This is a genomic window from Desulfobacterales bacterium (genome assembly GCA_029211065.1).
In the GTDB taxonomy this organism is placed as follows: Bacteria; Desulfobacterota; Desulfobacteria; order Desulfobacterales; family JARGFK01; genus JARGFK01.
Genome location: JARGFK010000008.1, coordinates 18,043 through 39,152, shown reverse-complemented (window position 1 = coordinate 39,152; position 21,110 = coordinate 18,043). Strand labels below are relative to the sequence as shown.

18 protein-coding genes are annotated in these 21,110 nt (G+C 49.4%); 9 read left to right on the top strand and 9 right to left on the bottom strand.

The annotated features are described in order from the left end of the window. Positions 1 to 192: 192 nt before the first annotated feature. Positions 193 to 1,152 (bottom strand): D-glycerate dehydrogenase, encoded by a 960-nt coding sequence (locus P1P89_03295; GenBank protein ID MDF1590518.1) that lies wholly within the window; start codon positions 1,150 to 1,152, stop codon positions 193 to 195. A 323-nt stretch (positions 1,153 to 1,475) separates the two neighbouring features. Here P1P89_03295 and P1P89_03290 point away from each other — a divergent pair, with 323 nt between their 5' ends. Continuing rightward, entirely contained in the window at positions 1,476 to 2,444 is a 969-nt protein-coding gene (locus tag P1P89_03290; protein MDF1590517.1) for a D-glycerate dehydrogenase, read from the top strand. A 444-nt stretch (positions 2,445 to 2,888) separates the two neighbouring features. Here P1P89_03290 and P1P89_03285 read toward each other — a convergent pair whose 3' ends face one another. Beyond that, the gene (locus tag P1P89_03285) at positions 2,889 to 4,127 is read right to left on the bottom strand and encodes a Xaa-Pro peptidase family protein (GenBank protein MDF1590516.1); all 1,239 of its coding nucleotides are present in this window, start codon (positions 4,125 to 4,127) and stop codon (positions 2,889 to 2,891) included. A gap of 480 nt (positions 4,128 to 4,607) precedes the next feature. Between P1P89_03285 and P1P89_03280 the strand changes: the two genes are divergently transcribed. The 8 genes from P1P89_03280 to P1P89_03245 all read left to right on the top strand — a co-directional run bounded on the left by P1P89_03280 (position 4,608) and on the right by P1P89_03245 (position 15,682). Continuing rightward, positions 4,608 to 6,608: an aldehyde ferredoxin oxidoreductase N-terminal domain-containing protein gene (locus P1P89_03280; protein ID MDF1590515.1), complete on the top strand. Its 2,001-nt coding sequence runs from the start codon at positions 4,608 to 4,610 to the stop codon at positions 6,606 to 6,608. 25 nt (positions 6,609 to 6,633) lie between these two features. Then, positions 6,634 to 7,197, top strand: coding sequence for a (4Fe-4S)-binding protein (locus P1P89_03275; protein ID MDF1590514.1), 564 nt, complete (start codon positions 6,634 to 6,636; stop codon positions 7,195 to 7,197). 7 nt (positions 7,198 to 7,204) lie between these two features. Then, positions 7,205 to 8,356, top strand: a complete 1,152-nt coding sequence (locus P1P89_03270; GenBank protein MDF1590513.1) for a (Fe-S)-binding protein — start codon at positions 7,205 to 7,207, stop codon at positions 8,354 to 8,356. Positions 8,357 to 8,645: 289 nt separating this feature from the next. Beyond that, positions 8,646 to 11,768 carry an FAD-dependent oxidoreductase gene (locus tag P1P89_03265; protein ID MDF1590512.1) on the top strand — a complete coding sequence of 1,041 codons (3,123 nt, stop codon included), beginning with the start codon at positions 8,646 to 8,648 and terminating at the stop codon, positions 11,766 to 11,768. Positions 11,769 to 11,819: 51 nt separating this feature from the next. Then, positions 11,820 to 12,587, top strand: coding sequence for a hydrogenase iron-sulfur subunit (locus tag P1P89_03260; GenBank protein ID MDF1590511.1), 768 nt, complete (start codon positions 11,820 to 11,822; stop codon positions 12,585 to 12,587). Between the two features lie 93 nt (positions 12,588 to 12,680). Continuing rightward, positions 12,681 to 13,133: an NAD(P)H-dependent oxidoreductase subunit E gene (locus P1P89_03255; protein ID MDF1590510.1), complete on the top strand. Its 453-nt coding sequence runs from the start codon at positions 12,681 to 12,683 to the stop codon at positions 13,131 to 13,133. 9 nt (positions 13,134 to 13,142) lie between these two features. Beyond that, positions 13,143 to 15,071, top strand: a complete 1,929-nt coding sequence (locus tag P1P89_03250; GenBank protein MDF1590509.1) for an NADH-ubiquinone oxidoreductase-F iron-sulfur binding region domain-containing protein — start codon at positions 13,143 to 13,145, stop codon at positions 15,069 to 15,071. Continuing rightward, positions 15,068 to 15,682, top strand: coding sequence for a 2Fe-2S iron-sulfur cluster-binding protein (locus tag P1P89_03245; GenBank protein ID MDF1590508.1), 615 nt, complete (start codon positions 15,068 to 15,070; stop codon positions 15,680 to 15,682). Before P1P89_03250 ends, P1P89_03245 begins: the two co-directional genes overlap by 4 nt. Positions 15,683 to 16,136: 454 nt before the next feature. Here the strand turns inward: P1P89_03245 and cfa are convergent, their stop codons facing one another. The 7 genes from cfa to P1P89_03210 form a co-directional block, all read right to left on the bottom strand. Beyond that, positions 16,137 to 17,303 (bottom strand): cyclopropane fatty acyl phospholipid synthase, encoded by a 1,167-nt coding sequence (gene cfa / locus P1P89_03240; GenBank protein MDF1590507.1) that lies wholly within the window; start codon positions 17,301 to 17,303, stop codon positions 16,137 to 16,139. An 82-nt stretch (positions 17,304 to 17,385) separates the two neighbouring features. Next, on the bottom strand, positions 17,386 to 18,225 hold the full coding sequence (gene galU / locus P1P89_03235; GenBank protein ID MDF1590506.1) for a UTP--glucose-1-phosphate uridylyltransferase GalU: 840 nt from the start codon (positions 18,223 to 18,225) through the stop codon (positions 17,386 to 17,388). Positions 18,226 to 18,295: 70 nt separating this feature from the next. Further along, positions 18,296 to 18,784 (bottom strand): Crp/Fnr family transcriptional regulator, encoded by a 489-nt coding sequence (locus P1P89_03230; protein ID MDF1590505.1) that lies wholly within the window; start codon positions 18,782 to 18,784, stop codon positions 18,296 to 18,298. Between the two features lie 163 nt (positions 18,785 to 18,947). Beyond that, the gene (locus P1P89_03225) at positions 18,948 to 19,442 is read right to left on the bottom strand and encodes a universal stress protein (protein MDF1590504.1); all 495 of its coding nucleotides are present in this window, start codon (positions 19,440 to 19,442) and stop codon (positions 18,948 to 18,950) included. Positions 19,443 to 19,456: 14 nt separating this feature from the next. Further along, positions 19,457 to 20,200, bottom strand: a complete 744-nt coding sequence (locus tag P1P89_03220; protein MDF1590503.1) for a cytidylate kinase-like family protein — start codon at positions 20,198 to 20,200, stop codon at positions 19,457 to 19,459. Positions 20,201 to 20,259: 59 nt separating this feature from the next. After that, entirely contained in the window at positions 20,260 to 20,490 is a 231-nt protein-coding gene (locus P1P89_03215) for a KH domain-containing protein (GenBank protein MDF1590502.1), read from the bottom strand. Between the two features lie 100 nt (positions 20,491 to 20,590). Further along, complete coding sequence (locus P1P89_03210) at positions 20,591 to 21,082, bottom strand: universal stress protein (protein ID MDF1590501.1); 492 nt, start codon at positions 21,080 to 21,082, stop codon at positions 20,591 to 20,593. Between the last annotated feature and the right edge of the window lie 28 nt (positions 21,083 to 21,110).

The window sequence follows — 21,110 nt, the reverse complement described above, 5'->3', positions numbered from 1 at the left end:
GCGGAGATTAAAATAACGGCCCGGCAGACAGCAATCGCTGTCTGCCGGGCCGTTTCTTATGGCCGGTACCCCTCTTACAGCAACAACATGTTATAGCCGTTGTCAAAATCCCGTTCCGGCTCAGCCGCCGGACAATTTTATTTCACCTGGAATATAGTTTTGACACCCCCTCCATGAACGCTAAAGGGTTGCTCAGGCCACCCGGTCTTTGGGTTCGCGACCGGCGAAAAAAGCATCCAGATTGTCAAGGGCCCTGAAACCCATGGCGTCCCGGGTTTCCCTGGTGGCGCTGCCGATGTGCGGCATCAAAAACACGTTGGTCAACTTCCTGTATTCCGGATGGATGTCGGGTTCGTTATTGTACACGTCCAGTCCGGCGGCGGTAAGCTTGCCGGATTTGAGCGCCGCGATCAGGGCCTCGTCGTCGATGACCACGCCGCGGCTGGCATTGACCACGATCGCCCCGTCCGGCAGAAGCGCAATCATCTCTGCGTTCAAGAGCTTTACGGTTTGCGGGGACGCCACTGTGTGGAGCGTCAGAAAGTCGCAGTGCGGCATCAGTTCCGCGGGCGTTTGATGAAAGACGGCGCCTTCTTCAAGCTCCGGGGGCAGTCTTTTGATATCGTTATAGTGGACTTCCATGTCGAATCCGCGGGCACGCCGGGCGACCACCTGTCCGACCCGTCCGAATCCGAGAATTCCCAGGCGCTTGCCCGTCACCTGGGTACCCACCATGAAACTGGGGCTCCAGTCTTTCCACTCCCTACTGCGCACCAGGCGTTCGCCCTCGCTGGCCCGGCGCGCTGCGCCCAGCATCAGCATCATAGTCAGTTCCGCCGTGGCATCGGACAAGACCTCGGGCGTATTGGTTACCACCATTTTCCGTTTCTTGGCGGCTTCGGTATCCACATGATCGTAGCCCACGGAAAAATTGGCGATGATGCGCACGCTTTCAGGCAGACGGGCGATAACATCGGCGTTAAAGCTTTCAGTGTGGCAGGGCATAATGGCATCGGCTCCCTTGGCGCGTTCGATGATCTCATTGCTTGAGTAGAGGGCATCATCGGGATTCAGGATGGGGGTGTAGTCTCTGCAAAGACGTTCCTCGACGCTATTCGGAAGTTTGCGGGTAACAAGTACGACGGGCTTCATGGTTGAATCCTCCTTGATTTTTCGACCTGTTTATTATGCTGAATTATCCTATAGACGTAATTTGCTTGCGACCGCCCCCAGTATCATAAAAGTGCCTATGATTGTCAACGCCTAAAACCATGGGGATGAGACCGCCATCATGTTTTTCACGGACACTTGGACCGGGCGTTTATAACAAAGCAATGCTGCCATACGGTGTAGATATTTGGTGTTGACAGCCATACCTAAAACAACGTATCGAAAAAAAACGAACTGTCTTATTAACTGTTGTCGCCTGTCAGGCCATGGTGTGGCGGACGCAAAAAAATATGGAGGTTAAGAACATGAAGCCGAAAGTGCTGGTTACGCGCGAGGTGTTCGATGATGTACTGGAATACCTATCTCAGTACGTTGAAGTACAATCCAATCAGTCGGACAGGCCGATGAACCCGCAGGCGCTGGCCGCCGCGCTTTCCGATAAGCAGGGGGCCGTCATTACCATTGCGGACCGGATTGACGAGGCGCTGCTGAAGCGCTGTCCGAATTTAAAGGTCGTTTGCAATGTGGCTGTGGGAACCAACAACATTGACCTGGAGGCCTGTCGCAACGCCGGCGTCATGGCCACCAATACCCCCGGGGTTCTGGAAGACAGCACTGCGGATTTTACCTGGGCTTTAATCCTTGCTGCTGCCCGCAGGGTAACCGAAGCAGAGGCCTATCTGCGCAATGGCGCCTGGGACCGCTGGAAGCTAAAGCAATTGCTGGGCACGGATGTCCACCATGCCACATTGGGGATTTTGGGGATGGGCGGCATCGGCCGGGTGGTGGCCCGGCGGGCGCTTGGGTTCGATATGACGGTGGTCTATCACAATACCCGGCGGGCGCCTAAAGATGTCGAGAAGACCTGCCGGGCGAAGTTTGTGAGCAAGGAGGAACTGCTGTCCCAGGCGGATATCGTGACGCTGCATGTCCCTTATTCAGCGGAAACCCACCATCTCATCGGCCGGACGGAACTGGCGCAGATGAAATCCACGGCGATTCTGATCAACACCGCCCGGGGCGGCGTGGTGGACGATACGGCGCTGGTCGCGGCGCTCCGGGACGGAACGATTGCCGCTGCCGGTCTCGATGTGTTTGAAAATGAACCGAAATTAAATCCGGAATTTCTCGGGCTTAAAAATGTCGTCTTAACCCCCCACATCGCCAGTTCATCGAGGGTCACGCGGCATAAAATGGCAATGCTGGCCGCCCAAAATCTGGTGGCGGCCCTAACCGGGGAAACACCGCCGAATCTTTTGAATCCGCCCGCCTGATTTTATTTTAAGAAAAGTCTGTTCCTTAGGACAAGCTATCGTTTAGTGGTTCTGCCTTAAGCAATGAAAGGCAATAAATCCGAAGCACTAAATCCGAAAACCGAAACAATACTTAATGACCAAATTTCTAATAATCCAAACATGACAATATCGGTACGAATGTATCCTGTTTTTGTCATTCGTGCATTCGATATTAGAATTTGTTTCGAATTTCGATATTCGGCCTGCCTTGGTGCGACATATCAGGCTTATTTACCGGAACGGATTTTTCTGCTCCTAAAAGTTTATTTGATCCTGACGTTGGATGTAACGGTCTGGGCCAGGGATTTCGGATTTGCCAGTGGCATTTGTGTAAACCATGCCCTATGGGCTTAGACCAAAGCCGGGCTTTCTGGCTCCGGATCTTTCCTTTACCGAAATGGGTTTTGGAAAAATACCAGTGCCTCAGCAGATAAAGATGTCTACCGGTACTTTGCTGATCAGGCGGGCGCCGGTTTCGGTCACCACGAAAACGCTTTCGACTCCGGCGGCAAATTCGTTCTGAAAGACCATTTTGGGTTCCAGGGCAAAAACCATTCCCGGTTTTAAACAATCTTCCTTGTCCCGGGCGATAAAAGGGGGTTCGATCAGTTCCAGACCGATGCCGTGGCCCACAAAGGTGACCTTGAGTCCCGGCGGTCCCAGATAGGGGTCGGCATAGCCCAGCGATTCAGCCGTTTTCAGAGAACACTGGAAAAGCGCTGCCACAGTCATTCCAGGCTTTACAGATGCCAATACGGCGTTGTGGATTTCGATTGCCGCCCGGCAGGCTCTCAGGGCATGGGCGGGAATGGACCCGATGGCGAACATGCGGGTTTCGTCCATGTGATAGCCGTTTAAGACAAACCCCAGATCCACCATGATGGGTTCGTTCGGCGCAAGCGGTTTTGCGCTGCCGCCGCAGGGAAACGCCGCCGACGTGCCTGCGCCACTGGCCGGCGAATCCAGCAGCCCCACCAGCCCGCCGCTCTTTCCGCTGAGGACGTGCCAGGGATACCCCTCGGTCAGAAAATCCCGCACCCGCAGCTTGGCGCCGTGTCCCAGCTTGCGGGCAAAGGTTTCGAACATGCCGGCAAATTCCATTTCGCTGAGTCCAGGCCGGATGATGGTTTGCATGTATTCAAATGTCCGGCAGGACATGTCGGCGGTCCGCTCCAGTTGTTCGATTTCCCAATCCGACTTGATCATGCGGACCTGGAGAATGAAGCGAGAGCCGTCGACAAAATCTTTAGCGGGGAACAGGCGCCGGTAAAAATAGAATGTTTTGACCGGCAGTACGTCAAACTCAAACCCGTTGACTTCCGGAAGCTGTCCATAATAATCGGATATAAGGCCCGGTACTTCCTTGATGGATTCGATTCCCACAATCTGTTTCAAGGGAGATTCCGCCCGGGCCCGCGGCAGGTAGCGTTTGATGAATAGAAGGGGCTCTCCTTCGGCCGGGATAAAGAGAAAACCATTCTGGGCGGTGCCTGAAAAGTAAAACAGATCCACCCGTTGAACAATAAAAAGGCCGCCGATTTCCTTTTGTTGTAATATCGTCTGGATGTTCAGCAGCCGCTGGGCTATTTCCCCGGCAGGGACGGTGAAGGGCTGCGGGGATTCACGGTTTGATTGATGCTCAGGCTCGTCGGGCTTCATCATGTCGGTAATATTACAAAAAGGAAATGAATAATCAAGGGGGATAGCACTAACCCGGTTCTTTTATAAAAATGTTCAGTATTTTTCATAAGGATAGCCCGAAAAATCCTTAACATGAATTTGACATATTCGTAAAAAGTTCTAAATCCCGTCATGCCTGCCCCGCATCGCGTGCGGGATAAACTTCGGCCGTCATCCAACCACGCTTTCGCGTGGTGAAATCATTGGAATTCCTTTGTTAATTATTTTCTTGACAGCCCTTTTCAATAAAGCTAATATATAGCTATAATATAACTAATTTGAAAATACAAATATTCCTTGACAGGTGCAAGCCGGGGGTATAGTTGCATTGTAGCTTTTAAAGAAAAAAATCAATTTAAAAGCGTCTATTTTTTGGACTCATGGCATACAGATTGATAGAACAACAACCTTAGCTGTTTGCTAAAATATGTCACGGATATAGGCAATTAAAAGGGGAAAAAAATGAGGTACGCAGAAACAGGGTTTAATTTGGAAATCGATTTAACCCGGGGAAATATCGAAAGGGTAGAAACCGACCCCAGAGACACCGAACTTTACCTGGGAGGTTTAGGTACGAATGCCAAGATATTGTGGGATAGGGTTCCTCCTGAAGTAGAACCTTTTTCTCCTGATAATCTGCTCATATTCAGCGCCGGTCTTTTATGCGGCACACCGGCTACCGGTTGTAACCGTACCATTGTTTCCACCATTTCTCCCCAGACTCAGTTAATGGCATTTTCAATGATGGGGGGATTTTGGGCGCCGGAATTGAAGTATGCCGGTTATGACAAAGTGATCCTGCGCGGCAAGTCCCCTGACCTGGTTTATTTGTGGATAAACGATGACAAAGTCGAAATACGGGATGCCGCCCATTTGAAGGGTAAAGGGACTGTTGAAACCGCAGAACTCATTCGCAAGGAGCTGGCGGAACCCAAAGCCCAGGTGGCTGCCATCGGCCTGGCCGGTGAAAACAGGGTCTATTTTGCGTCCATCGAGCAGGGCCGGTCCAGCGCCAGCCGCGGCGGGATAGGGGCCGTTATGGGCGACAAAGGGGTGAAGGCCATCGCTGTTCGCGGAACAAAGGACATCAATATTTCCCAACCGGCTGAATACCTGGGGCTTTGCAATGAAGTGCTGGAATATATCAAATTCAGAAACGAAAATCCGGTGCCGGGGGTAATGCCCATTTTAGCCGGGCTTGGGTCGCCCCAGGAGATGGCCATCCATGACGAGAAGTGGCATACCGAGAATTTCATGTGGGGGAATTCCCGCACCCGCAGAAAGGATTTTTGGAATGATGAAGTTGCACAGGCGTGGACCGAGACCATGAACAATGCCCGGACGCGGCTGATCAGTTGCTATAACTGTCCGATGACATGCGGGGCAACCATTTCCATGCCGGGACTTCCGACATATATGATGAAATGCTTCTCGAAGCTTACGTACACCATGGCGGCCATGTCGGATCTGGATTTTGGTTTGCGAATCGCCCAAAGCGCTACAGAGTATGGTGTGGACGGATTCTCAGCCCCGCAAGTCATGGCTTTCGCCCTTGAGCTCTACGAAAACGGCATTTTGACGGACGAACACTTCCAGGGGATGCCGTCCGATAACGAGGGGAGATTTTATTGGCTGCTTGATAGAATTGTCCGGCGGGAAGGGATAGGCGATGTTCTGGCCAACGGGACGTATTGGGCGGCTAAAGAGATCGGTAACGGCGCCGAAGCATATGCCCATAACAACATCAAGAAGCACGAGCAGCTGCCCCTTAAGCTATCCATGCTGAATCCCATTTATTTCCTGATGTACAGCACAGGAGAGAAAATAAACATCACACAGATCGAAGGGCAGTTCCCCCAGGCGCCTTGGCCCACAAGAGAGGAGCGCGAAGCGTTTGTAAAGGATTGGTTCCAGGTTCCCGACGAAAAATTCAAGCAATACCTTCTGGACTGGGAGCTGCGGGGAGAAAACTCAATTCCTTATTACCCGACGGTCCAAATGTGCTGCGATATTGTCGACTGGCAGGAGCGGATGCACTACATTGATGACGCCTTGGGGATGTGCTCCGGTCTGTCTTCATTTCCCCTGAAGCCTCCCTATCATATACACAATTACCCGAAATTTATCTCAGCAGGGGCCGGCTTCGATATGGATGAAGAAAAACTGACCCAGGCAGCCAAAAGATACCGGACTTTAGTCAGAGCCATTAATATCAGAAGGGGGATGCGCAGAAAAGATGAAAAGCCTCCGGAGAACCACTGGAAGAAAAGATTTCCCGAACTTGAAAAGGAGCTTCTGGATACCTATTACAAATTCAAAGGGTGGAACAATGACGGTATTCCTACCAAATCGTATTTACATGAGATGGGGCTGGATTACGTTGCAAAAGATTTTTTGAAGCGGGGTATCTTGACGGACAGTGAAGACGCTCCTTCCGAAGAGGATTCGGCGAAAAAAGAGTAGTAATAACGCTTAGGGGGTGATTGCCGTGACGGCCGAGAAAAAAAAGAAACTAGTCAAAACCATAAAAATTGATGTGGATAAATGTAATGGGTGCCGGGCCTGTGAGGTAATCTGCTCCGCCTTTCACGCCGCGCCGAAATATAGCAGCAACAATCCGGCGAGGTCTCGTATCCGGGTGATCCGAGACCCCCTCAGAGACGTATATGTCCCTGTAAAGGCAGGAGATTATGCCGTTGCCGAATGTGCCGGCAGAGACAAATATACGATTGACGGAAAGGAATACGATGAGTGTTCCTTCTGCAGGGCTTCCTGCCCATCCAGAAAGGAGTTCAAAGAACCTGATTCCGGTCTGCCGCTAAAATGTGATATGTGCGAGGGCGAAGATGAGCCTTTGTGTGTGAAGTGGTGCCTTGTTGATGCCCTGACATATGAGGAAAGGGAAGAAGAGGCCGAAGAACAGGTGGAGCAGGAGGAGTTGGAGGTCGGACTGGAATCCCTTGCAAGCAAATTTGGTGTACAGAAGGTAAGGGACACCATTGCCCGGCTGTCAAAGAAGGGCGAAAACCCCAGGGTAAAAAAAGAGGATTGAAAATTCAGTGGAGACTGTAGCCCCCTTCATAGAAGTTATCGACGAGATAAAAGAGGCCGGTGGAGAGGTTTTCAAGCTGTGCTTTCAGTGCGGACTGTGCGATACGGTTTGTCCTTGGAATCGGGTCAGACAATTCAGCATTCGCAAGATCATCCGTCAAGCCACGTTCGGTTTGACGGAGATAGACGGCGAAGATATATGGCGATGTACGACCTGCGGAAATTGCCCCCGGCATTGCCCCAGGGGCGTAAAACAGATAGAAATGGGGGTGTCCTTGCGCCGGATCGCTTCGGCTTATGAGGTTTTCCCCGCTTCTGTCCGTCCCGCCCGCACGGCCAGAGCCAGTCTTATTTCTGAAGGCAACCCCCTGCAGTTTGAACGAAAAAAGCGAGGGGATTGGGCAAAAGATCTTTCTGTGAAACCGTTCACGGAAGGTATGGAGGTGTTATATTTCGTCGGCTGTTACCTCAGCTATGATCCCAGAATGAAAAAAGTCGCTGCTGCCACAGCCGATATCCTTAAAAAAGCCGGGATCGATTTTGGGATATTAGGCGACAAGGAGAATTGCTGCGGCGAAAGCATCCGCAAGACCGGCAGCGAAGAGGTATTTAAAACCCTGGCCAGGGAAAACATCAAAACGTTCATCGAAAATGGCGTAAAGAAAATATTGGTCTCGTCCCCCCACTGCTACCACACCTTCAAAAACGAATATCCCGAATTTATGGTGAACTTTGAGGTGGTTCATGCCTCTCAATATATTTTGGACCTTATCAATACGGGCAGACTTCAACTCGCCGGTGAGTATGGGAAAAAAGTCACGTATCATGACCCCTGTTACCTGGGGCGTCATAATGACATGTACGACGCGCCCCGGGAGGTTCTCCAGAAGATACCGGGACTTAGACTGATTGAGATGCCTGATTCACGCAAAAACAGCCTCTGCTGCGGCGGCGGCGGCGGCCGGATCTGGATGGATACACCCAAGAGTGAAAGATTTTCGGACCTCAGATTACAACAAGCCAATGCGGTCGGGGCTGAGGTGCTGGTGACGGCCTGTCCTTACTGCATCACCAATTTCGAGGAAAGCAGGTTAAACTTGGAGGTTGAGGATGTCCTGGAGGTTAAGGATATAACAGAAATTATCCAGGAAGTAATTTAGTGTCCGTCCGTAAACGGCACCTTTTGGCCCAGGGCGGCGTTCTCACCTTTTTGCAATCCTCGGAATAGGCATGCTATGCTATGCTTGCGGTTGCATACAGGTTCGGGCCTTGCCCTATACCAAAATTTACCGTTTACAGACGGACACGAATTGGAAAACTTAATTATCTGCAAAACACAAGTTTATTTCAAGTCAAGATGGCGGCCAAGCGGCTGACTGAACTTTTTGGATAACCATATTGAGGAATCTCAGACCCCTGATGAGGAGATAGAACGTGGAAAATGAAGTATTGCCGACAGAAATCATTCAACAATTTTCCGGAAGCCTTGGCGACAGTAATTTTGGGGACGTTTTGGTTGTGGGTGGCGGGGTCAGCGGTATTCAAGCCTCCCTTGACCTTGCCACCGCGGGCTTTAAGGTTTATCTGGTCGAGAAAGGGCCGAGCATCGGCGGCCATATGGCCCAGCTGGACAAGACCTTTCCCACCAATGACTGCTCCATGTGAATACTCTCGCCCAAACTGGTCGAGGTCGGCCGGCATCCCAACATAGAAATCCTGACCCTTACTGAAGTCGACAGGGTAAAAGGAGAAGCAGGTGACTTCAAGGTAACCCTGACGAAGAAGCCCCGGTATATTTTAGAGGATAAATGCACGGGTTGTACAACCTGTGTAAAATACTGCCCGGTGGAATACCCTGATCCATTTAATCAGGAAATATCCAAGAATAAAGCCGTCCATGTATACTTTTCCCAGGCCATTCCCCTTGTCACGTATATTGATGAAAACTGTCTCTTCCTGAAGGAAAAGAAATGTGATATCTGCCGGGGCGTATGCCAGAATGACGCCATAGATTTCAATCAAACGGCGGAGGAGGTCGAGGTAAACGTAGGGGCGATCATACTGTCTTCCGGCGTTGAGCCGTTTGATCCCAAGGTGAGGGATGAATATGGCTACGGAAAGATGCAGAACGTGGTAACCAGTATGGACTATGAACGGCTGCTGTCCTCCACCGGTCCATACGGCGGCGAAGTGCTGCGTACCTCCGACAAAGCGCATCCCCGCAAAATCGCCTGGGTTCAATGCGTCGGTTCCAGACGGGTAACCCCGGGTGAGAACAGCTATTGTTCAGGCGTGTGCTGCACCTATACCCAGAAACAGGTCATTCTGACAAAAGACCATTACGCAGACGCAGCATGTACGATATTCCATAACGATATTCGTTCCCATGGCAAGGATTTTGAACGATACTATCAAAGAGCGGAGAAACTCCCCGGGGTTCGATTTATCAGAAGCTACGTCGCCATCGATAGAGAGATACCGGAAAGCAAGAATGTCGTCGTAAGATATGCGACCAACGACGAGGGCGTAAAAGAGGAAGAATTCGAGCTGGTGGTATTGTCCGTTGGATTGAACCCGCCCGCTGATGTGAAGGGCCTGGCAAACACGTTCGGCATCGAGCTTGATTCACACGGATTCTGTAAAACAAGCCCTTCCAATCCCATGTTAACCAACAGGCCGGGGATTTTTGTAAGCGGGGCCTTCCAGGGTCCTACGGATATCCCCGAATCGGTTTTTAGCGCTAGCGGGGCCGGCGATCAATGCGGTGAATTCCTTGACTACCGGCGGGGGAAGCTGTCCACGGAAAGAATATATCCCCCCGAGAAGGATGTCTCCAGGGAAGCGCCGAAGATAGGCGTTTTTGTGTGCCATTGCGGAGCGAATATCGGAAGCGTGGTAAACGTTCCTTCCATCGTTGAATATGTCTTGACCTTACCCGATGTCGTTTATGCCACGGAACAGCTGTTTTCATGTGCGACCAATTCCGCCAGGGAAATAACCGACCTGGCAAAGGAAAAAGGGCTCAATCGGGTGGTTATCGGCGCCTGCTCTCCCAGGACCCTTGAACCGTTATTCCGGGACACCCTTCGAGAGGCGGGACTGAATCAATATTACTGTGAGATGGCGAATATCAGGGAGCATAACTCCTGGGTTCACACCAAGGAAAAGGAAGCGGCCACCCGGAAGGCCAAGGATATCGTCCGGATGTCGGTGGCGCGGGCGCGCTATCTGGAGCCGTTGCAGGAATTTGATCTGCCGGTTAACAAGACGGCCTTAGTGGTCGGCGGCGGTGTTGCCGGCATGACGTGCGCCCTCTCCATCGCCAGGCAGGGACATCCGGTTCACCTGGTGGAAAAGGTGGCAGCCCTGGGGGGAATGGCGCGAAGGATTCACACCATCCTGGAAGGAATGGATGTTCAGGCATATTTAGATGACATGATACGCGCGGTTTATAAGAACCCCTTGATACATGTATCTCATAACGCCACCATCACGGACGTTTCCGGGTATGTGGGAAATTTTATAACCACGGTGGAAACCGAAGGCAGCGTCAAGGAGATAAAACATGGCGCCTCCGTCATTGCCATCGGTGCGGATGTATATAAACCAACCGAATACCTGTATGGCGAAAACGACAAGGTGTTCACCCACCTTGAGCTGGGGGAGCAGATCGCCAAAGGAAATGAAAAGGTCACCCAGGCCGAGAGTCTGGTAATGATCCAATGCGTCGGCTGCAGGAATGAGGACAGAAATTACTGCAGCAGGGTCTGTTGCAGCCATGCCGTAAAGAACGCCTTGAAACTGAAAGAGATAAACCCTGGGATGCTGATCTATATCCTTTTCAGGGACATGCGAACGTATGGGTTCAGAGAGGACTTTTACCGGGAGGCGTCGGACAAAGATGTAAAGTTCATCCGTTATGAGCCGGAGGACCCGCCCCGGGTGGAAGCGGTGGAAGGGGGGGGCAAGTCCATTTTAAGGGTAACCGTTCCTGATCCTATTTTGGGTGACAGGCTTGCAATAGATGCCGATGTTCTTTCTTTGGCCGCCGCTGTCATTCCCTCTGCAGAAACCAATAAAGTGGCCGGATTATTCAAGGTAACCTTGAGCCCGGATAATTTTTTCAAAGAGGCTCATGTCAAATTAAAACCGGTTGAGTTTGCTGCAGACGGCGTTTTTCTTTGTGGAACCGCTCACTATCCCAAGCATATACCGGAAACGATCAACCAGGCTTATGGCGCTGCCGGCCGGGTCTTAACGCTTCTTTCAAAAGATACCGTCACAGCCTCAGCCTCGGTTGCCGTGGTAACAGACGACGATTGCGTATCGTGCGGGGCTTGTATTACAGCTTGTACCTATGACGCCATCGCGTTTCGTGATACGCCCCGGGGCAAAAAGGCCTGGGTGAATCCTGTTATCTGTAAAGGGGACGGGGTCTGTAACGCAAAGTGTCCAACCGGAGCGATTGCCCTCAAGCACTTTACAGATGAAGCGCTCTGTAGCCAGATTGATGCAGCGGTTTCAGCGGAAGAGATCATAAAACAAATTGATGCGGCAATTGGAGCGGTGTAGACGTCTACGAATGAATTAGGCCGGAATGACTGACAAAGGTGGTGAAATCAAATGAGTACGGGTCTTAAATTTAAACCAAGAATATTAGGTTTTGTCTGCCATTGGTGAGCGTACGGCGCTGCGGACCTGGCTGGAGTTTCCAGACTACAATATACCAATGAGATCAGGCTTATTCGCGTCATGTGTTCCGGCAGAGTCGACCTGGAATTCATACTCAGGGCCTTCTCAAATGGACAGGATGGCGTCTTAATCGGCGGCTGCCGCTTAAATGAATGTAATTATATTACCCATGGAAATTACGATGCATTAAGCAATACGCATCTATGTAAAAAAATAATGGAACACATCGGCCTGGACCCGGAAAGGTTGCGGATCGCATTCATGTCCGGTGCCGACGGGATCCTTTTGGCTGAAGTTATTAATGATTTTACCCGCAAGGTGAAGGAATTGGGCCCTCTCGGCAAGGGCGAAGGCATCGATGAAAAGGGATTAAAATTCAAGCTTGAAGCCGCTAGAAAATTAGTCCCTTACATTCGACTGGTTGAAAGAGAGCGGCTGAGAATCCCTGTTAAATCGGAAGAAATGTATCATCAATTTTTCAACAGCGACGAATTTAACAGGCTCTTTGATGAATTAATCGGCGATCAATTGGCCGTCAGCCAGATCACGTCGCTCCTGGGGGAAAGACCCCTTTCCACCGGAGAAATCGCCGAGCGTTTAGGCCTGAATCCGTCTGAAGTGTCCAGGCACATGAACAGTTCATCAAGGCATGGATTCGTCCGGTACGATGCAAGCCGGAACTGCTATACGCTCGCGTAGGGTCAGTTTTAAATCTTCGGGGTTATTAATATGACTTTATCGGTGATAGTGCGGGAAACAGACCAGCGTAAGAATAATATTAGGACAGTGGCTATGGATAATGAAAGAATCGATCAGATCATTGATAAACATCAGGGCGAAGCCAGTTCACTCATTCAAGTACTACTGGAGATTCAGAGTGAAAACAATTGGCTTCCCAAGGAAGCGTTAGAGAGGGTCAGCGAGAAGTTGCACGTCCCGTTGACCCGGATACAGCACATTGCCACCTTTTATAAAGCCTTTAGCTTAGTCCCCAAGGGGCGTCATGGCATTCACGTTTGCATGGGGACGGCCTGTCATGTCCGTGGCGCCGGGCGCGTCCTCGATACGGTGCAGGACCTGACGGGGATTAAACCCGGCGAAACGGACCTAGAGTTGAAGTTCAGCCTGGAGACCGTTAACTGCCTCGGCTGCTGCGCCTTGGGACCGGTGGTGGAAATCGATGGGAAGACTCACGGGAAGATGGCGCCGACCAAGACGGCAGACGTATTAAAAAACTACGAGTAGGGGAAAAATATGGCGCGGTTGAATTCGCCTGAAGCTTTAGAGAACTTCAGACAAGAGATAGTGTCCAAAAGAGACCCGAACACACCCTGCATCTCAATCTGTGCCGGGGCCGGTTGCATTGCATCCGGTGCAGATGAAGTCATTGCCGCTTTTAAGGCAGAGCTTGAAAAACAGGGCTTAACGGCTGATGTGGATACCAAGGGTACCGGGTGTCCCGGTTTTTGCGAGAGAGGACCCGTTGTGGTAATTTATCCCGAGGAGATATGCTATCTCCAGGTGACGCCACAAGATGTTCCCGAGATAGTCTCCCGGACCATAAAAGAGAAAAAGGTCGTTGATCGCCTGCTCTTTGAAGACCCGACCACAGGCGAAAAAGCAATCCATGAATCCGATATATCCTTTTATAAGAATCAGGAACGAAACATCATCGGCAGCAACATTAAAATTGATCCGAAAAGCATCGAAGATTATCTGGCAATCGGCGGTTATTCCGCCTTAATCAAAGCGCTTTTCAAGATGACCGCCGAGCAGGTCGTGGAGGAAGTCAAAAAATCGAACCTGAGAGGAAGGGGCGGCGCCGGTTTTCCTGCGGGAAAAAAGTGGGAAGGATCCCGCAATGCCCCTGAACCGATAAAATATGTGATTGTGAATGCCGACGAGGGTGACCCCGGCGCATTTATGGACAGAGCACTGCTTGAAGGAAATCCGCATTCAATCTTAGAGGGCTTGATTATCGGCGGCTATGCCATCGGCGCACACGAGGGCTATATTTACGTTCGACAGGAATACCCCCTGGCGGTAGTGAATATAAACCTCGCGATTAGGCAGGCGGAAGCGTATGGGTTGCTCGGGAAAAATATCCTTGACTCAGGCTTTGATTTTAAAGTTGTCGTGCACCAGGGGGCCGGTGCTTTTGTCTGTGGTGAGTCAACGGCCCTGATGACGGCACTGGAAGGCAGGGTGGGAGAGCCCAGACCCAAGTATGTTCGCTCCAACATCAAGGGCCTTTGGGAAAGACCCAGCGTGCTCAATAATGTTGAGACATGGGCGAATGTGCCGCTGATCATCAATAAAGGCGCTGACTGGTTTACGCAAATTGGAACTGAAAGCAGCAAAGGCACGAAAATATTCTCGCTGGTCGGTAAAATTACCAATACCGGTCTTGTGGAAGTACCCATGGGCATTACCCTGAAAGATATTATCTTCAAGATAGGCGGCGGCATCCCCGGCGGAAAGAAGTTCAAAGCCGTGCAGACCGGGGGTCCGTCCGGCGGATGTATCCCCGAGGAACAGCTGGGTTTAAAAGTCGGTTTTGATGAACTCACCCAGGCCGGCTCCATGATGGGGTCCGGCGGGATGATCGTCATGGATGAAGATACCTGTATGGTCGATGTCGCCCGGTACTTTATTCACTTTCTCACGGACGAATCCTGCGGCAAATGTGTTCCCTGCCGGGAAGGCTTAAGGCAGATGCATAAGATTCTTACGAATATCACCGAGGGAAAGGGAAAAGCGGGTGACCTTGAACTTTTAGAGGGGCTGTCCGAGGTAGCCAAGGAGGCTTCACTGTGTGCTTTAGGCAAAAGCGCCCCCAACCCGTTTTTAAGCACGCTGCGCTACTTCAGGGATGAGTATGAGGCCCACATCAAGGAGAAGCGCTGCCCGGCGTTGTCCTGCAAGGAGCTGATCGCGTACCATATTGATCCGGCCAAGTGTCAGGCCTGTTTGATTTGCGCGAGAAAATGTCCTGCCGAGGCGATTGACGGAGGCAAGAACAAGATCCATGTGATTGACCAGGAGAAATGCACAAATTGCGGAACCTGCTTTGAAGTTTGCCCTGCTCGGTTTGCTGCCGTAAAGAAGATTTCCGGCGAGCCGGTTCCGTCTCCAATTCCTGAAGAAGAAAGAACTATAAGCAGAAAGAACAAAGAAAAATGAGCGATATACTTTTACAGATCGATGGCAAAGAAGTCAAAGCTAGGGAAGGAATGACCGTCCTGGAGGCCGCCCAAGGTGCGGGGATATCGATTCCCACCCTCTGTCACCATGAAAAACTGGAACCTTATGGCGGGTGCCGGCTTTGCATCGTAGAGGTAGACGTTCGCGGCCGGACCAATCTCGTTGTTTCCTGCGTTTACCCGGCCGCACAAGATTTGGTCGTAAAGACCCGCTCTGAGAAGATAGATCGAATTCGCAAAACCATTTTGGAGCTATTGCTGGCGCATGCTCCGGATAGCTTTGAATTGCAGGCTTTGGCTAAAGAATACGGTGCAGACAGAGACCGTTTTGAAAAAGACGCCTCGTTTTGCATTCATTGCGGCCTGTGTGTCAGATACTGTGCCGAAGTCAAGATGAAGAACGCGGTCGGATTTGTTGACAGAGGAACAAGAAAAGAGATCAGTTTCATTCCGGAAATAGCATCCAAGGAGTGCTGGGACTGCAAGGAATGTTTTCCGCTTTGTCCGACATCGGCCCTGCAAGCCGCTTACGTTTTATCCAAGGCCCTGAGTTCTCCCCCACCTTCACCCGAAACCGGTTCGGGAACATAGACAGCGATTCACAATCATTGCGATTCAGTCCAAAATCATTTGTGACGACTGAATTGCCGGTTAGACAACAGTCCTCAGCGTTCAACTTTTAAATCTTCCGGATTTTATACAGGCTATTGCCAAAGTACCCACAAGTCAGACATATCGATGGATTTTCAGCAGACCGATATCTTTAGGGGTTGGAATGATATCTGGAATCCAGGACTTCCTTGATATCCTCATATTTTTTGCGTGAAAATAATTTCAATTTCGGAAACAAATCGTTTGTAAAATTCTATCACAAGCGGGAATTGATTCAGGCAAGCCATCATAAATTTTATGGACCGTCTATAAGTGAAGATGGGTTTAACATATCTATCTTCCGATCGAATAATATAAAAGATTGAGGTAGGGAAACTGTTAGACCATAAAATATGTGTGCGCCACGAAGTCGCAAGATACCTGCGGATGAAAGTTAAGCACGGGCAATTGTCGGTTCGGCCCGGCAGGTCAATCGAAAATGCCCCTTGTATTGATAACCGCCTTTTATTCCAGTTCTCGAAAATACAATCTGCCACAACTGATTCCTTCTTGACCTAAAACCGCCCGCACATGAAAGGAGATAATAGATCCACATGCGATAAAACCTATCATCATACATACCTTTGATTTTATTCCAGCCCTTTATGAAGTTTTGGTGCCAAGCCATCAAGGTTTGGTCATAATATTGCCCAAAGCTATGCCAGTCTTCAAGCATCAATAATCTTTCGGCAGCTGAGAAAATCTGTTTTGCCGATGGCAGCATCGAATTCGGGAAAATATATTTACTAATCCACGGATCTGTTGAATTCACAGAGGTGTTTCCCGCAATCGTATGCAACAAAAACAGACCATCTGCTTTCAAACAGCGGTGGACTACCTCCATATAAGTCCTGTAGTATCTGGAACCCACGTGTTCAAACATTCCTATCGAAACAATGCGGTCGAATTTTTCCTTTAGCTCTCGGTAATCCCGAAGTTCGATTTTAACGTCAAGCTCTTGGCAGTATTCCATAGCAAATTTCATCTGCTCCCGGGACACGGTTATGCCAAATACCTTAACATCGTATTTTTTGGCTGCCCATTTGGCAAAGCCGCCCCAGCCGCACCCAATGTCTAAAACAGTCATACCTGGTTTTAACAACATCTTTCGGCAAATTAAATCCAGCTTGGCTTCCTGAGCATCATCGAGTGTTTCCGCTTTATCCCAATAGCCGCACGAATAGTTCATCCTTTTGTCCAGTATAATTGAGAAGAAGCTATTGCCGATGTCATAATGCCGCTTTCCAATCACATAGGCTTTTGATCTACTTTGAGCATTTATTATCTTCGCTTTGAGAACAGGCCACAGGATCCGCTTTGCTTTTTTCACTTTCTTTTCCAGTCCGGCGCTCAGGATTCTGTCAAAAAATTGATCAAGAGCTTCACAGTCCCACCAGCCATCCATATAGCTTTCCCCCAGAGCAAGAGAGCCGCCGGCTAAAACTCGTTCATAAAAATCGGGATTGTGTACCTGGATGTCCCAGGATCTGTTTCCATTAATCTGAACATCTGCAAGATCAAAAGTTTCCTGTACAACTTGTTTTTCATTTGACTTTTTCATAGAATTGTCCTGTTTATCCGATTAGAAAAAGAGCAAATAGTATTTTGTGCTTGGATTTGATTAATAAAGAGTAGTCAGAACTTCAAGTTTTATTCTTATACATATGTTCATAAACATAATTGGTCGCTTCCACAAAACCATCAATACTGCCGCAGTCAAAACGACGTCCTCTGAATTTATAGGCCAGCACACACCCTTTTTGGGCCTGTTTGTCCAGTGCATCCGTGATCTGTACTTCGCCGCCGATCCCCGGCTTTGTCCGGCTGATGATGTCAAATATATTGGGAGTCAAGATGTATCGACCAATCACCGCCATGTTGCTGGGCGCCTCTTCCGGTTTCGGTTTTTCAACCATTCTGGACACCCTAAATAGACTGTCTTCAATTGGTTCGCCTGCAATGACACCGTATTTGTGGGTTTTATCTTTGGGGACCTCCTCAATGGCAACAACATTGCATCCGTACGTGTCATAAATTGCTACCATCTGAGATAATACCCCCACATCACCTTCGTCCGCCATACAAAGATCATCTGCCAATATGACGGCAAACGGGTTGTTGTCCCCAACCAAAATACGTCCGGAAAGGATCGCGTGACCAAGCCCTCGCATCTGGTTCTGGCGTGTATACGCGAATTCGTTATTCTCAATCAGGTCGTTAGTGGATGCCAGTAATTTTTCTTTGCCAGATCCCTCGATCTGATGTTCCAATTCGTAAAATACATCAAAATAATCCGCAACAGCACGTTTACCTCGGGAAGTGACAAATCCGAATCTGTGGATGCCGGCCTCGGAAGCTTCTTCAACCCCATAATGGATCAAAGGTTTGTTCACGATAGGCATCATTTCCTTGCACATGGCTTTCGTCGCAGGCAAAAAGCGGGTTCCATAGCCCGCCACAGGGAATAAGCATTTTTTTATCATTTACTTTACCGTTACTTTCCATGACATTAGATTTTAAAACGATTCTTTTCTGCAAAAAGCTTAGAACGAATCATTCTTCTGCAATGGTCTCCAGAACTTGACCGGTGCCGAACGAGCGGTGATCGCCGGCTTTCATCGAAGAGCTTACCATCTCATAACTCCAGAGCAGACGTTGTCCCAGCAATGCGGCAAGGCGTTTCATGAAAACAAGACCATCGTTCGGGTATTCTGAAATTATTTCCTCAAGAACTTTCCGGTTGACTTTGATAACCGTGGTCGGTTCTATACATTCGGCTGATGCGGAATATACATCGCGAGCAACTAAACTCGACCATCCGAATGAATCCCCAGCATGATTGACAATAAAGACCGATATTCCAGCCTTACCGACTCTCAGCTTAACACGACCCTTAATCAGTGTATAAAAATAAATCGCGGGGTCACCCTCGGAAAAAATAAGATGACCTTTGTCAAAGGATTCCTTTTCAACCTTGTCCATGACTTTTTTAACGAATTCATGGCTCAGGTTCCAAAAAAGCTCAGCTTGTTTGATAAACATGGTTTAATCCCCTTCCCGTTCGGATACGGCACGACCGAATCCGAATCGTTATGTCTGAAATTCTCACAAGGCTTGAAGTGGACACAGCTCTCATTTAGTACTTCTTGCCCCAAAAGATAGACGCCGGCCGCTGATGGAACATAGCCCTTTTGTCCTAAAGTTTTCAGCCCTTGCGTTCACTCATCGGGCCGGGCGCCCTGACCATTAAAACCGGCACGCTGGATGCCCGCAGGATTCTATCAGCGACACTTCCCCTGACCCACCGGCTCACTCCGGATCGACCGTGCGTTGCCATAATAATCAGGTCAATATCCCTGGTCTCCGCAAAATCCACAAGACAATCCGCTACATTCCCGACGAGGACCTCTTTCTGAAATTTAACCCCATCACGTTGCAGTCGCCCCAGCACCGCTTGAAGGTATTCCGCTGCAGAGGCTTTTCTTTCATCTTCAATTCTCCTGGTATATTCAAGCACTTGGCCATAATCCACTTTGCTGGTTGCAGTTGGCGCTCCCAAAAATAGTGTGGATACAGCTTCAACAACCCTTACAAATATTACGGTGTGTACCTGGCAACCTTGAACAAAGGCCTCAACATGCGGCAATACACATTCTGCCAGCTGTGAACCATCCAATGGAACCATTATCTTCTGATACATAGCCCCTCCATTTTTTACATATCCTTAGAAGTCGTATCAAAACTTGAATCAGGCGTCTTGATTGCAAGTTCTTTTGCGAACTTTTTTGAAAAGGCTGTGGCCACAATTTCAGCTGCGTGTTGCGGGTTGGTGAGGTAGTCAAAATTGATGACAAGATCAAATTCGTACGGGGTAATATCCTTTTTCTTGAAAACTTTTTTGAAAAAATCCCGTTGTTCTTTATCAATTTGATCTATTTTGCGGTTTGCCTCATGCGCGTTGATATTATGAATCCTAACCAGGCGTTTGATCCGGTATTCCCTGCCGCTGATAAATCGAACCGCCAGGATGCGATCGCGCGGCAAAATAAGATGTGTCCCTCTACCAACAAAAATGGCAGACCCTAAAAAGGACAGCGATACGACCACCCGGAACAGATGCCTGGCATAATCGCTCTTGGTAAAAGATTTGTCGCTGATAAGGTACCACAGAATTTCATTTGTTTTTCCCGGGTAAAGTTCGTCAAAAATTGCCACCGTCTGTTCACGGATGTTGGCTTCCTGGGCAATGTAAGATAAAATTGACTTGTCATGTACATGAAAGCCGGTCTTCTTTGCCAGGATATCCGCAACTTCTAATGCCCCGACACCAATTTCGCGGGAAAAACAAATTGCCGACGGCATCTCCTGGGGGGGTTCTTCCTTCTGTGTTTTACTTCGCTTTTGTTCCCATTCCCAGATGTATCTGCCGGCAATTTCAGAGGGATTTGACTTTTTCACCGCATACCCTCCCGGCACATATTTTTTTCCGCTCTTGGCCATTTTAGTCATGCACCCTATTATTCAATAATTTCTAAAACAATTCTTTTCTTTCCCTTAGCGGACGTGGCGCCCAAGATCGTTCGCATGGCGTGAGCCGTTCGCCCCTGTTTCCCGATAACTTTCCCCAGATCCTTTTTGGCCACTCTTAATTCTAAAACAGCGGTATGATTTCCCGTTATCTCTTCAACCTTTACCTGTTCCGGATTGTCAACCAGTGCCTGGGCAATGCGCTTAATCAGCTCTTTCATAGCTCCTCCTCTTCTATTGGCTGTCGAGAATTCGGGATAAATATACTGTCATGGCTTATAGAGCAAAAGGGCTATATTCTTCCTCCTTATTCCAAGAACTTCAGTCCTTGCCTTCACCCATTGTGCCGGGCGCCCTGACCATTAAAACCGGTACGCGCGATGCCCGCAGGATTCGATCGGCAATACTCCCCCTTACCCACCGGCTGACCCCTGATCGCCCGTGTGTTGCCATCAAAATCATATCGACTTCGTTGGCTTCAGCGTAATCTATAAGCCTATCCGCAACGTTACCGACAAGAACCTCCGTCTGGAATTTCACTCCGGTATGTTCCAGTCGATTCACCACACCTTTAAGGTATTCATCAGCCGAAGATATTCTTTCTGCTTTAATCCTTTTTGCGTTTTCTTCTATTAACTTATCATCCATTTCGCTTATCTGATATCCTCCATGGGAACTCATGGAAACAGGCTCTGTGACCCGGACAAATACGATAGTGTTCAATTGGCAGCCTGAAATAAATGCTTCAACATGCGGGAGGATACATTCAGCCAGCTTCGAACCATCCAGTGGGACCATAACTTTTTTATACATACACCCTCCTTTCCCAAACTGCCTTTGG

Excerpts from the sequence above, each read along its gene's own strand:
- P1P89_03295 (MDF1590518.1), bottom strand. The coding sequence starts at position 1,152 with ATGAAGCCCGTCGTACTTGTTACCCGCAAACTTCCGAATAGCGTCGAG.
- P1P89_03290 (MDF1590517.1), top strand. The coding sequence starts at position 1,476 with ATGAAGCCGAAAGTGCTGGTTACGCGCGAGGTGTTCGATGATGTACTG.
- P1P89_03285 (MDF1590516.1), bottom strand. The coding sequence starts at position 4,127 with ATGATGAAGCCCGACGAGCCTGAGCATCAATCAAACCGTGAATCCCCG.
- P1P89_03280 (MDF1590515.1), top strand. The coding sequence starts at position 4,608 with ATGAGGTACGCAGAAACAGGGTTTAATTTGGAAATCGATTTAACCCGG.
- P1P89_03255 (MDF1590510.1), top strand. The coding sequence starts at position 12,681 with ATGGATAATGAAAGAATCGATCAGATCATTGATAAACATCAGGGCGAA.
- P1P89_03250 (MDF1590509.1), top strand. The coding sequence starts at position 13,143 with ATGGCGCGGTTGAATTCGCCTGAAGCTTTAGAGAACTTCAGACAAGAG.
- P1P89_03245 (MDF1590508.1), top strand. The coding sequence starts at position 15,068 with ATGAGCGATATACTTTTACAGATCGATGGCAAAGAAGTCAAAGCTAGG.
- cfa (MDF1590507.1), bottom strand. The coding sequence starts at position 17,303 with ATGAAAAAGTCAAATGAAAAACAAGTTGTACAGGAAACTTTTGATCTT.
- galU (MDF1590506.1), bottom strand. The coding sequence starts at position 18,225 with ATGATAAAAAAATGCTTATTCCCTGTGGCGGGCTATGGAACCCGCTTT.
- P1P89_03230 (MDF1590505.1), bottom strand. The coding sequence starts at position 18,784 with ATGTTTATCAAACAAGCTGAGCTTTTTTGGAACCTGAGCCATGAATTC.
- P1P89_03225 (MDF1590504.1), bottom strand. The coding sequence starts at position 19,442 with ATGTATCAGAAGATAATGGTTCCATTGGATGGTTCACAGCTGGCAGAA.
- P1P89_03215 (MDF1590502.1), bottom strand. The coding sequence starts at position 20,490 with ATGAAAGAGCTGATTAAGCGCATTGCCCAGGCACTGGTTGACAATCCG.
- P1P89_03210 (MDF1590501.1), bottom strand. The coding sequence starts at position 21,082 with ATGTATAAAAAAGTTATGGTCCCACTGGATGGTTCGAAGCTGGCTGAA.